Annotated in this window: 9 protein-coding genes; 5 read left to right on the top strand and 4 right to left on the bottom strand. The window is 68.5% G+C overall.

The annotated features are described in order from the left end of the window. Positions 1-92: 92 nt before the first annotated feature. Positions 93-1,214: a helix-turn-helix transcriptional regulator gene (locus EKM57_RS21095; RefSeq protein ID WP_129794516.1), complete on the bottom strand. Its 1,122-nt coding sequence runs from the start codon at positions 1,212-1,214 to the stop codon at positions 93-95. Positions 1,215-1,382: 168 nt separating this feature from the next. Here EKM57_RS21095 and EKM57_RS21090 point away from each other — a divergent pair, with 168 nt between their 5' ends. Then, positions 1,383-3,758, top strand: a complete 2,376-nt coding sequence (locus EKM57_RS21090) for a TonB-dependent receptor (protein WP_129794515.1) — start codon at positions 1,383-1,385, stop codon at positions 3,756-3,758. Between the two features lie 40 nt (positions 3,759-3,798). Here EKM57_RS21090 and EKM57_RS21085 read toward each other — a convergent pair whose 3' ends face one another. Continuing rightward, complete coding sequence (locus EKM57_RS21085) at positions 3,799-4,413, bottom strand: TetR/AcrR family transcriptional regulator (RefSeq protein ID WP_129794514.1); 615 nt, start codon at positions 4,411-4,413, stop codon at positions 3,799-3,801. A gap of 119 nt (positions 4,414-4,532) precedes the next feature. Here EKM57_RS21085 and EKM57_RS21080 point away from each other — a divergent pair, with 119 nt between their 5' ends. From EKM57_RS21080 to EKM57_RS21065, 4 genes are read left to right on the top strand one after another with little or no spacing between them, the layout of a single operon-like run. After that, positions 4,533-4,898, top strand: a complete 366-nt coding sequence (locus tag EKM57_RS21080; protein ID WP_129794513.1) for a hypothetical protein — start codon at positions 4,533-4,535, stop codon at positions 4,896-4,898. A gap of 11 nt (positions 4,899-4,909) precedes the next feature. Next, positions 4,910-6,208 (top strand): efflux RND transporter periplasmic adaptor subunit, encoded by a 1,299-nt coding sequence (locus EKM57_RS21075; RefSeq protein WP_243451179.1) that lies wholly within the window; start codon positions 4,910-4,912, stop codon positions 6,206-6,208. A 24-nt stretch (positions 6,209-6,232) separates the two neighbouring features. Then, entirely contained in the window at positions 6,233-9,400 is a 3,168-nt protein-coding gene (locus tag EKM57_RS21070) for an efflux RND transporter permease subunit (RefSeq protein ID WP_129794512.1), read from the top strand. A gap of 10 nt (positions 9,401-9,410) precedes the next feature. Then, the gene (locus EKM57_RS21065; protein ID WP_129794511.1) at positions 9,411-10,841 is read left to right on the top strand and encodes an efflux transporter outer membrane subunit; all 1,431 of its coding nucleotides are present in this window, start codon (positions 9,411-9,413) and stop codon (positions 10,839-10,841) included. A 24-nt stretch (positions 10,842-10,865) separates the two neighbouring features. Here EKM57_RS21065 and EKM57_RS21060 read toward each other — a convergent pair whose 3' ends face one another. Both EKM57_RS21060 and EKM57_RS21055 read right to left on the bottom strand, forming a co-directional pair. Continuing rightward, complete coding sequence (locus tag EKM57_RS21060; RefSeq protein WP_129794510.1) at positions 10,866-11,945, bottom strand: glycosyltransferase family 1 protein; 1,080 nt, start codon at positions 11,943-11,945, stop codon at positions 10,866-10,868. Further along, a partial coding sequence (locus EKM57_RS21055; protein WP_129794509.1) for a UDP-2,3-diacylglucosamine diphosphatase occupies positions 11,945-12,534 on the bottom strand: 590 nt, incomplete at its 5' end. The genes EKM57_RS21060 and EKM57_RS21055, both read right to left, overlap by 1 nt.

Below are 12,534 nucleotides of genomic sequence, written 5' to 3'. Positions count from 1 at the left end.
GCCCTGCTGCTAGACAAAGAGCGAGCGGCAAATCATCCCATGAACTTGGTATATCGGCGCGGACCGCTGCGCCGGCTGCCAGGCGCGTGCCGTCAGGGGCCGGCGACCGGCGCGCTTTCCGTCGCGGGCTGAAGGCGCGGAAGGCTGTTGATCATCGCGACCAGCTCGGACTGACGCCGGCAGCCCAGCTTGAGGAAGATCGCCTTGAGCTGCGAATGGATCGTCCCGGCGCTGACATGTCGATGATCGGCGATCTGCGCCGGTGACAGGCCGGCGGCGAGGTGCTCCGCCACCTCGGCTTCCGCCACGGTCAATCCGTACAAACCGCGGATCCTCTCACGCAAGCCGGCGTTGCACGTGTCCGGATCGGTGACGACCACGACGATCTGCCGCTGCCCGCCGACGCTCGCGGAGAGAATCGAGAGCTCGTAGGGCCGCCCTTCGGCCCGGTGGACGAGCACCCCGCTCGCTTCCGTGCCGGCGGGCGCCGCCGCCCGGTCGAGCGCGGCCTGGAGGGCGTTCTGATCGCCCGGCCGGCGGGCCGCCAGCCGCCCGCGGTGAAGGATCAGTCCGTCCGCGCGGCCCAGCACGGCCTCGGCGGCGACGTTGTAATGGATCAGTCGGCCCTTCGAATCGAGGGACAGGACGGCATGGCCGATGACATCGAGGCTCGCCGAGGCGCAGGCGGAGGTGCGGCGGGCCGAGATCAGCTTGCTTCTGATCGCCACCATCCGGCGCAGATGGACGAGCCCGTCCTCGACGATCCGCACGACCTCGTCGTCGAAGGCCGGCTGGTCCCGGCCGCGGTGAAACCCGATCTCTCCGATGGCCGTTTCCGTCCGCAGCGCAGCGCCCAGGCAGTGGAAGGTGTCGTCTCCCATCGGCCGGATCCACTCATTGTAGAGCCGGCCATTCTCATATTCCCTGGGGGATACGAGGCGATCGCAATCCCAGACCCGGTTCAGCCGTTCGGATCGGGTGACCGCCGTGGACCACAGGTCGGCGTCGGCGAAATGCCGGTCATATTCCGCCATCTGGTCGGCCGTGAAATAGCCCGAATAGGAGACTTCCTCCGTCTGCTCGCTGAAGCTTTTCCAGTGAAATACCCCCGAGCGCGCGTCGACGGCCCTGGCGAGAGAGGCCGCCAAGTCGTCGAAAGCCGCGTCGTCGGTCGCGGCGTCGTAAATCTCCTCGGCTCGTAACGTCCGCGGCATCCCGCCTGGTCTACCCCCGGCGCCTTCCCCTCGGGCGTCGGTGACAGGCGCAAGAATCACCGAAGCAGGCGGCAGGCCAGTGCGAAATGCTCACGCCGCACTTGACGACGGCCTGCCGATCCCCTTTCCCCTTTGGGACCAATGTGATGACGATTTCAAGGGGGGTGAATGCGCGCGCGGGTCGGGCGGTCCAGCCATGGTGCAGCGCATGCAGGCCTGGCCTCGTCCTCGATTCGGAGGAGCTCCGACCGGTGTCGAGGCGGTGCGCTCCTGATCGGAGCGAGCCTGCTTGCCAGCGCCGCGTCCGCGCGGCCGGCCGAATCGCCGATCATCGTGACGGCGCGGCGGGTCGCGGAACCCGTCGAAGCAATACCGATGAGCGTGGCCGCGCTGACGGCGGGCGACCTCGATCGGGCGGGTACCGACACGCTGGCCGATATTGCGCGCGCCGTGCCCAGCTTCACCCTTGCGCCGACGGGCGTGCTGGGCGTGGAAACGCCGGCGATCAGAGGCATCTTCTCGCCCGCGGGATCGTCGACCGTCGGCCTCTACGTGGACGACGTGCCGGTCCAGATCCGGTCGGTCGGCTTTTCACGCAACCCGGACCTGCGAACCTTCGACCTCGAACGGGTCGAGGTGCTTCGCGGCCCGCAGGGGACCCTGTTCGGCGCGAACTCGATGGGCGGGACGATTCGCTTCATCACCCGCCGCCCGAGCCTTGCGCAAGCCGACGCGCACGCATCGTTCGAAATCGCCCAGACGCGAAGTGGCGGCTTCAGCCATGAGCTGCGAGGGGCCGGCGGCGGTCCGCTTATCGTCGGCCGACTGGGGTTCCGTGCCGCCGTCTACCGTCGAGTCGACGCCGGATATGTCGATCGGATCGATCGCCGGAGCGGCGGCCTGATCGAACGGAACATCGACGACAGCGCCGTGACGGCGATCCGCGCCGGACTGCAAGCAGCGCTGGGCGACAAGGTCGAGATCATGCCTGCGCTCTTCTACCAGCGGGGCGAGCGCGACGACTATCCGCTGTTCGAAAGCACGCTCGGCCCGCATCGGCAGAGCAACATTCACCGCCAGCCCGGCGAGGACGCGTTCATCCTGCCAAGCCTCACCGCGACCGTCGATCTCGGCGCCGCCACGCTCACCAGCGTCACCGCCTTTCTCGACCGCAATGACCGGCAGGTGACCGATTATTCGCTGGTGTTCGGGGAGCTCGTCCTGGGCGGCACCGTGCCCGGCCTGGTCGCCGAAGGCGGCGCCCGCAGCCTGACCCGAATTTCCCAGCGGAGCCTGACGCAGGAAACCCGGCTGGCTTCCGCGCAGGCGGATGGGCCTTTGCGATGGGTTCTTGGGGGATTCTTCCGCGATTCCGAACTCGGCTTGGTTCAGGAGGTTTTCGAACCGGGAATCGCCGACCTCGTGAACCAGTTCCTCGGCGCCTCGGTCGAGGAAGCTTTCGGCGTGCCCCTGCTGCCGGGCGGCCTAAGCTATCGCGGAACGGAACGCGCGGCCGGACTCCAGATCGCCGGCTTCGGCGAATTCACGTGGCGGTTCCGGAGAGGACTGGAAGCAACGGCAGGACTGCGAGTCACGCGATCCGAACTCGACCTCAGGGTGCTTTCACAAGGCCCCTATGCCGGCGGCGCCCTGACCGAGCCCGCCGACCGGACGCAGCGCGAGACGCCGGTCACTCCCCGTTTCGGCCTGAGCTTCAGTCCGGCTCCGAACCGGCTCTTCTACGTCAGCGCTGCCAAGGGATTCCGCATCGGCGGCGCCAATCCCCCGGTACCCGCGGGCAATTGCGCACAGGACCTGCAGGCTTTCGGCCTGACGGAAGCGCCGGTCTCATACGATTCGGACACGCTGTGGAGCTATGAGGCCGGCGCCAAGGCTACACTGCCACGGCACAGGCTGAACCTCGCGATTTCCCTGTTCCAGATCGACTGGAGCGGGATTCAGCAGCCCGTGACGCTACCGAATTGCGGCTTTTCCTACGTCGACAATCTCGGCACGGCACGCAATCGCGGCTTCGAGGCGGAGCTGAAAGCCCGCCCCGCAAGCGGCTTCCTGCTCCAGGCAGGCATCGGCTTCGTCGATGCGCGATTCCGCAGCACCGTGCTTGGCGGCGCGTCCGGCCCGGGCGGCCAGCGTTCGATCATCGTCGGGAAGGGCGACCGCGTGCCCTTCGTGCCGCAATGGACCGGCCGGATCGCCGCGGAATATGAAGCGAGGCTCCCGCAGTCGCGCCGCGTCTACGCCCGGTTGGAATATCAGTTCGCCAGCGCCTACCGGCGCGCGCCGTCGGAAGGGTCGGTCGGCTACGATCCGCGTATCTATCGTGGCGAAGGCTATGGCAACATGCTGGCTCGGCTCGGCATCGAGTCCGACCGTTGGCGGCTGTCCGTCTTCGTCGAGAATCTGCTCGATGCGGCGCCGATCCTGTTCAGCAGCGCCGAATTCGTTCCGGTCACCGGAGCGCCGTTGCGGCAGATGACCTTGCGCCCCCGCACGATCGGGTTGTCGGCTTCCCTTCGGCTGTAGGCCTGCACTACCGCTTTGCCGGCGCCCTGCGGCGCCTGCCTCAACCCTGGACGTGCGCGTCGATCAGTCGGTCTGCGGAGCGAACGAGCGCGCTTGCCGGGCCTTGCGAGCCAAAGACGTGATGGGTGGCATAGGCGCCCTCGATCAGGAGGATGAGACCGTCGGCGAGCATCTCGGGATCGTCGGCCGACAGTTTGCGGGCGATGCCGACGACATGCTGACGCAGCTTCGACTTGCAATCCTCGACCACCGGTCGACCGGGATGGCCCTCTTCCGGAAACTCGACCGCGGTATTGGTCATCGGACAACCTCGAAAGCCGGGACTGGTCATCTGATCGGCATAATGGGCGACTATGGCTCGCAGCTGAGCTCGAGGATCATCGCCGGCCGCGACGATTCGCGCGTCCATCGCGTCCGAGGCCTCCGCGGCGTAGCTTTCCAGGCAGGCGGCGACGAGAGCGTCCTTCGATTCGAAGCTTCGGTAGAGGCTGGGCTTGGTGACTCCAGCCTGACAGACGATCTCGTCAACGCCGACGGCGCGGACGCCGCGCTGATAGAATAGTTCGCGCGCCGTCTCGAAGATGCGCGTGGCGGCATTCTTTCGCGGCGCTCCACAGGGATCGCCGCACGCTCCCAGGCCAATCAGTTTCCTCATCAACTTTTTTTCCGTTCGCTCTTGACGAAATGTAACAGAACGGTACGTAACACGAAAGCACGTACCGGTCAGTAACAATCTACTTGGCCCCTCAGTGCCGGAGTTCAAGGAGGAAATCAATGGCTTACCGCTTCGAGGGCGGGCCGACGCCCACGCTTCCAGACATTGCCGAATCGCCCGAACTGACCGCCGAAGCCAGTTTCGACCCGCTCGAACTGACGGTAATCAGCCTCGCCGAGGCCGATCCGGTGGCCAGCATCGGCCCGCCGACCCGCTTCACCCGGTTCTTCGAGCGGTGGTTCGGAATCGAGCGGCCGACGCCGTTCGCCGACGCGCGGCTCGAGGCGCTGCGCCGCTTCGCCGTGCTCGTCAGGGTCACCGGCGGCCGGCTTCCCGGCGAGGAGATCAAGCGCTTCCTGGCTGCCGGCTTCACCCGTTTCCAGGCGCGCGCGCTCCAGCGCCGCGCCGCGGCATCCGCCCGCTAAAGGATATCCTCATGTACATCTCGTTTCCCAAGGACCGCCAACCGGCGCCTTTCCCCGACGATGCCGGCGATCCGCCGACGCCGCCCCTCGATCCGCCGCGTCGGCGCATCGGCCGCCGCGGCATGCTGATCGCGCTGGCCGCCGCCTTGCTGATCGCCTTCGCCGGCTATCGCTGGTTCGGCGGCAGCGAGGCGCAAGCCGACGCCGCGCCGCCGCCGACCGTCACCGTCGCCTCGCCACTGCAGCGCGACATCATCGAGTATGAGGATTTCACCGGCCGGTTCGAGGCAAGCCAGGCGGTAGAAATCCGTCCGCGCGTATCCGGCCAGCTGGTCGGCGTACACTTTCGTGACGGCGATCTGGTTCGGCGCGGACAGTTGCTCTTCACGATCGACGAACGGCCGTTCCGCGCCGCTCTGACGGAAGCCCAGGCCCGGCTCGCTGAAGCGCAGTCGGCGCTGGCGCTCGCCAATAGCGAATATGCGCGCGCCGCGCGGCTGGTCGACGACGAAGCGGTTTCGCGAGAGGAGGTCGAATCGCTGGCCGCCGCCGTGCGATCCCGTACCGCCCAGGTCGCCGCTGCCCAGGCCGTGGTTCGCCAGCGTGCGCTCGACCTCGAATTCACCCGGGTCCGCGCACCGATCAGCGGCCGCGTCTCCGACCGCCGGATCGATTCCGGCAACATCGTCGCCGCCAACGAATCGCTGCTGACGACGGTGCTGTCGCTGGATCCGATCCATTTCGCGTTCGACGGCTCCGAAGCGCTCCACCTCAAGGCCATGCGCGAGCGCCAGGCCGGCGGCGAAGCGGCGACGGAAGTCGAGATCCGGCTGCAGGACGAGGCGGATTACGCCTGGCGCGGCCGAGTCGATTTCAGCGACAATGCGATCGATCCGGGATCGGGCACGTTGCGCGCACGGGCTGTGGTCGACAATCCCGGCCATTTCCTCACGCCCGGAATGTTCGGCGAGATGCGCCTCGCTTCAGGCTCGGCGCGCCCGGCGCTGCTGATCCCCGATGCAGCGGTGCAGACCGACCAGGCGCGCAAGATCGTGCTCGTCGTGCAGCCGGACGGGACCGTTGCCGCACGCCCCGTCGAAATCGGCGCCCGGATCGGCAGCCTGCGCAGCATCCGCGCCGGGCTCAGTCCAAACGATCGGGTGGTCGTCGAAGGCGTCCAATATGCCCAGCCCGGAAGCCAGGTGAACGTCCGCAGGACGCGAATCGCCCCGCCGGCCGAGCCCGCGGACGCCGCCGCCCGCACTCCACAACCCGCCCCCGCCGCGTCGCACGCGACGCTGGCCGGTTGAACCAGAAAAACAGGGAATAGCGCGATGCGCCTCAGCCACGTCTTCATCCGGCGGCCGATCTTTGCGGCGGTGATCGCCGTGATCATCACCCTGGTCGGCGCCTTCGCCTATCTCGGCCTGCCGATCTCGCAATATCCGGAGGTGGTGCCGCCGACGGTCACCGTCAGCGCCAGCTATCCCGGCGCGTCGGCCGAGACCGTCGCCGACACCGTCGCCGCGCCGATCGAACAGGAGATAAACGGCGTCGACGACATGCTCTACATGTCGAGCCAGTCGACCGGGGACGGCCGCGTGACGATCACCGTCACCTTCGAGCTCGGCACCGACCTCGACACCGCCCAGGTGCTCGTCCAGAACCGGGTCGCGCTCGCGGAGCCGCGGCTGCCCGAGGAAGTGCGCCGCACCGGTGTCGTCGTGCGCAAATCGCTGCCGTCCTGGCTGATGGCGGTGAACATCCTGTCGCCCGACAACTCGCTCGATCGCGCCTATATCTCCAACTACACGCTGACCCAGCTGAAGGACCGGCTCGCCCGCGTCGAGGGCGTCGGGGACGTCCAGGTGTTCGGCGCCCGCGATTATGCGATGCGGGTGTGGATCGATCCGGGCCGCGCCTCGTCGCTCGGCCTGACCGCCGGAGAGATCGTCGCCGCCCTGCGCGCACAGAACGTCCAGGTCGCGGCGGGCTCCGTCGGCCAGCCACCTTATGATACCGGTTCCGCCTTCCAGCTCAACGTCGAGGCGCAGGGCCGGTTCACGACGCCCGAGCAGTTCGCGCGCATCGTGGTGAAGACCGATCCGCAAGGCCGGGTCACCCGCCTGTCCGACGTCGCCCGAGTCGAGCTCGGGGCAGAGGATTACGGGCTGAACGCCTATCTGTCCGGCCAGGATTCCCTGATCATGGGAATCACGCAGCGGCCGGGCACCAACGCGCTCGCCACGGCCGAGGGGGTCAAGAGAGAGCTCGAGGCCGCCTCCGCCAACTTCCCGCCGGGCCTGCAACATCGGGTCGTCTGGAACCCCACCGAGTTCATCAGCGAGTCGATCAGCGCGGTGCAGGATACGTTCGTCGAGGCGATCATCCTGGTCGTGATCGTCATCCTCGTCTTCCTGCAGAGCTGGCGTGCCGCCATCATTCCCCTGGTCGCGATCCCGGTCTCGCTGATCGGCGCCTTCGCCGTGCTGCAGGCCTTCGGCTATTCGCTCAACACGCTGTCGCTGTTCGGGCTGCTGCTGTCGATCGGCATCGTCGTCGACGACGCGATCGTGGTCGTCGAGAATGTTGAACGCAACCTCGAGGAGGGCCTGTCCCCACGCGAGGCGGCGCACCGGTCGATGGACGAGGTGTCGGTGGCCCTCGTCGCGATCGTGCTGGTGCTGTGCGCCGTGTTCATCCCGACCTTCTTCCTCACCGGCATCACCGGCGAGTTCTACCGGCAGTTCGCTCTCACCATCTCGTCGGCGACGATCATCTCGCTCCTGCTGTCGCTGACCCTGTCGCCGGCGCTCGCGGCCTTGCTGCTTCGCCCGAAGGCGGCCGAAGCGCCGGCGACCGGCTGGCGGCGGAAACTGCACCGGGCCGGCGAGCGGTTCAACGCCGGCTTCGAGCGGCTCAGCCTCTGGTATGCCTCGGTCACGCGGAAGCTGCTTGCCCGGCCACGGCGAGTGCTCGTCACCTATGGCGGGCTGGTCGCGGCCACGCTCGCCCTGTTCTGGGCGACGCCCGCGGGCTTCATCCCGGCGCAGGACCAGAGCTATGCCGTCGCCGCCTTCCAGCTGCCCCCCGGATCGTCGCTGGAACGGACGGACGAGGTGCTGCGCCGGGTCACGGCGCGGCTGCTCGAAGTCGAGGGAGTCGCGGATGCGGTGATGTTCGCCGGTTTCGACGGCGCGACCTTCACCAACGCGCCCAACGCCGCGGTGACGTTCCTGACCTTCGATCCTTATGCCGAGCGCGCCGCGACCGGCCGCTCGGAAGCGGCGATCATGGCTGACATGCGCGCCACGGTCGCCGACGTCGACGAGGCGATGGTGTTCGTCATCCCGCCGCCGGTCATTCAGGGCATCGGCACCGGCGGAGGCTTCCGGATGATGATCCAGGACCGCAACGCCCAGGGCTATCGCGCCCTCGAGCAGGCGGCGTTCGGCCTGATCGGCCGGGCGGCCGAGACTCCGGGCCTCGCCCAGGTGTTCAGCCTGTTCAACACCGCCACGCCGCGCATCTATGCGGACATCGACCGGACGAAGGCGGAAATGCTCGGGGTGCCGCCGCAGCGCGTGTTCGAGGCGCTCGGAGTCTATCTCGGCTCCGCCTATGTCAACGACTTCAACCTGCTGGGGCGCACCTTCCGAGTGACCGCCCAGGCCGACGCACCCCATCGCGACGACCTCGCCGATATCGGGCGGCTCGAGACCCGCTCGGATTCGGGGCAGATGGTGCCGATCGGCGCCGTGTCGACCTTCGAGGACCGCACCGGGCCCTATCGCGTCGTGCGCTACAACCTCTTCCCCGCGGTCGAGGTGGACGGCGAGACGGCGCCCGGCTTCTCGACCGGCCAGTCCATGGAAGCCATGGAGCAGCTGGCCGAGGAACTGCCGCCCGGCTTCACCGCCGAATGGACCGACATCGCCTTTCAGCAGAAGGCGGCCGGCAACGTCGCGATCCTGGTGTTCGCGATGGCGGTGGTGTTCGTCTTCCTCGTGCTGGCCGCCCAGTTCGAAAGCCTGATGCTCCCATTGTCGGTGATCCTGATCGTGCCGATGACGCTGCTCGCGGCCATGACCGGCGTGAACCTGAGGGGGATGGACAATAACATCCTCACCCAGATCGGCCTGGTCGTCCTGGTCGGCCTTGCCGCCAAGAACGCCATACTGATCGTCGAGTTCGCCAAGCAGGCCGAAGAAAAGGGCGCGAGCCCGGTCGAGGCGGCGGTCGAGGCGGCTCGCAAGCGGCTGCGGCCGATCCTGATGACCAGCTTCGCCTTCATCCTGGGCGTCATGCCCCTGCTGTTCACGACCGGCGCCGGTGCGGAGCTGCGTCAGGCGCTGGGCACGGCGGTCTTCTTCGGGATGATCGGCGTGACCTTCTTCGGACTGGTGTTCACGCCGACTTTCTACGTCGCCTGCCGCACGCTTCGCGATCGGCTCGCCCGACGCCGGGGCGATGCCGACCCGGCCCTGATGCCGGCGGAATGAGGAAAAGAAGATGACGACACGCCTGCACATCCCGCTGATCGCCAGCCTGCTCGCCCTGGCCGCCTGCACCGTCGGTCCCGATCATGCGCCGCCGGCTACGCCGAGCGCGGCTTCGGGCGCGTTCCTCGGCGCCGACCATCCCGCCTTCATCTCGGCAGAGCCGGAGGACGGATGGTGGCGCCTCTACCAGGATCCGGTGCTCGACGGGCTGATCGAGGACGCGTTCGCGCGCAACACCGACCTGCGCGTCGCGGCCGCCAATCTGGCCCGCGCCCGCGCCCTGCTGCGCGAGAGTCGCTCGGCGCGGCTGCCGCAGACCGGCATCGGCGCGAGCGGGACCTATGGCCGCGTGCCCGAGGACGAGGTGGCGCCCGGCGCCGACCGGGAGGACTGGCGCTTCGACGCGGGGCTCGACGTCGCCTGGGAACTCGACCTGTTCGGCCGCGTCTCGCGCGGAATCGAAGCGAGCCGGGCCGACGCCGACGCCGCGGCGGCGGTGCGCGACGCGGTGCGGGTCGCCGTCGCCGCCGAGACGGCGCGGGCCTATGCCGACGCGGCCGCGGCGGCCGAGCGGCTCGCCGTCGCCGAGCGCAGCCTCGCTCTGATCGAGCGGACCCTCTTCATCACCACCCGACGCTTCGAAGCGGGCCGCGGCACGCGCCTGGACGTCGCCCGCGTCGCCACCCTGCGGGACCAGCAGCGTGCCGCCCTTCCCCCGCTTCGAGCCGAGCGCGACGGCGCCCTGTTCCGCCTCGCCGCGCTCACCGGCCGCGCGCCCGCCGACTTGCCCCCGTCGGCGGGTGCGCGCCGGACCGTGCTTCGGCTCGACCGCCCGATTCCGGTCGGCGACGGCCGTGCCCTGCTCGCCCGGCGCCCGGACATCAGGGAAGCCGAGCGCCGGCTGGCGGCGGAGACCGCGCGGATCGGAGTCACCACCGCCGATCTCTATCCGCGGATCACCCTCGGCGGATCGATCGGCGCAACCGGCCCGTCGATCGGCGATCTGTTCACCGGCGGGCCGCTGCGCTGGCTGCTGGGGCCGCTGATCGACTGGTCCTTCCCCAATCAGGAGGCGGTGCGGGCACGGATCGCGGCGAGCGAAGCTTCGGCCGAGGCCGCGCTCGCCACGTTCGACGGGGCGGTGCTGACGGCGCTGCAGGAGACCGAGACGGCGCTTTCCGCGTACCGGCACGAGATCGAGCGCCGCGGCGCATTGGCCGATGCGCGCGACGCGGCTTCGCGCGCCGCCGAACTCGAGCGGCTGAGGCTTCGCGAGGGCCAGGCGGATTCGCTCGCGGTGCTCGACGCCGAACGGACCCTTGCCGACGCCGAGGCGGCGCTCGCGCTCAGCGAGGCGCGGATCGTCACCGCCCAGGTCGACCTGTTCCGCGCGCTCGGGGGCGGCTGGCAGAGCGGCGAGGCGCAGATCGCCGCCCGATGACGCGACTGCCGCCGCTGCGGCGCGTCAGCTCCCCGAGCGAAGAAGCCCCTCTCGCTCCCTTCCCAGTCCGAATCCGCCTTGTGCAGGGCGGGGAGGGGGTAAAGGCAGGGGTTCGAGGCCGGCGAGGAACTGTCTCGCGCTTGCCGACCAGCTGAACCGGGCCGCATATTCGTCGCATCTGTACCGGACCCGGGTCAGCGCCCCGGCAATCGCTTCGTCGAGATCCTCGTCGAGGCAGGCAACCTCGTCGCTGAGTATGTCGGCCGGACCCGGCACCGGGAAAGCGGCGACGGGCGTGCCGCAAGCCAGCGCCTCGACGAGGACGAGGCCGAACGTGTCTGTCCGGCTCGGAAAGACGAACACGTCGGCGGTGCCATAGGCGCTCGCCAGTTCGGCGCCGTCCAGTGCACCGAGAAAATGGGCGGAGGGGAAGCGCCTGCGCAGAGCCTCGAACGCGGGACCATCGCCCACGACGACTTTGGAGCCCGGGTGACGGCAGCCGAGGAAGGCCTCCAGATTCTTCTCGATCGCGACCCGCCCGACATAAAGCTGTATCGGCCGAGGCAGCTTCTCCATCGCCGGATGGGCTGGAAGGCCCGGCCGGAAGCTGTCGACGTCGACGCCCCTGCCCCAATGGTGGGTTCTGTCGAGGCCGTGGCCGGCGAGCTGCGCCGCGACCGCGGGCGTGGAGGTCATGATGCGCGCCGCGGGCGCGTGGAACCACCTTATGTAGGGCCAGAACAGGGTGGCCGGGAGGTGCGTTCGGCTGGCGAGATATTCCGGAAAGCGAGTGTGGTAGGCGGTGGTGAAAGCATGGCCGCCACGGATGCACCAGCGGCGTGCCGCCAGGCCGAGCGGTCCTTCGGTTGCGATGTGAATGGCGTCAGGCCTGAACAGCTGCAGGCGCCTCGCCACTTCGGCGCCGGCGAGCAGCGCAAGACGGATTTCGGAATAGGTGGGGCAGGCAATCGTCCGGAACATTTCGGGCGAGATTCGCACGATCGAATGGCCCGCTCGCTCCAGTTCGCGGCTGAGGGCGCGAAGCGTCCGCACGACGCCGTTCACCTGAGGCTCCCACGCATCGGTGACCAGCGCGATTCGCATCAGGCGGCGACGCGCCGTTCGCCGTCCACAGCATTCCTTGCGGCGATTTCGTCGGCCCAGTGGAGGATCTCCATTCGGCCGTCCTGGTGCTCGACCAAAGCGGTGCAGCCTTCGACCCAGTCGCCGTCATTGTAATAGACGATGTCGTCGAAGCGTCTTTCCTCGGCGGTGTGGATGTGGCCGCACACGACGCCGTCCACCTTGAGGCGGGCGGCTTCATGGGCGACCGCCTCCTCGAACCGGGAGATGAACTCCACCGCATTCTTGACCTTCTTCTTGGCATGCTTGGACAGCGACCAGTAAGGCAGGTCGAACCAGCGGCGAACGGCGTTCACCACCAGGTTCAGGCGCATCAGCAGCTCGTAGGCATTGTCGCCGAGGAAGGCGAGCCAGCGGTGCGCCAGCACGATCGTGTCGAACTCATCGCCGTGCAGGACCAGGAGCCGGCGCCCGTCGGCGGTGGTGTGGATCGCCTTGCGGCGAATCTCGACCCCGCCGAAGTTCAGGCCCGCAAACTGCCGGAACATCTCGTCGTGATTGCCCGGCACGTAGATCACCCGCGTGCCGTGCTTGGCCCGCTTCATCACCC

The organism is Sphingosinicella sp. CPCC 101087 (assembly GCF_004151485.1).
In the GTDB taxonomy this organism is placed as follows: domain Bacteria; phylum Pseudomonadota; class Alphaproteobacteria; order Sphingomonadales; family Sphingomonadaceae; genus Allosphingosinicella.
The sequence above is the reverse complement of the archived record's forward strand: the minus strand, read 5'-3'. Positions and strand labels throughout refer to the sequence as shown.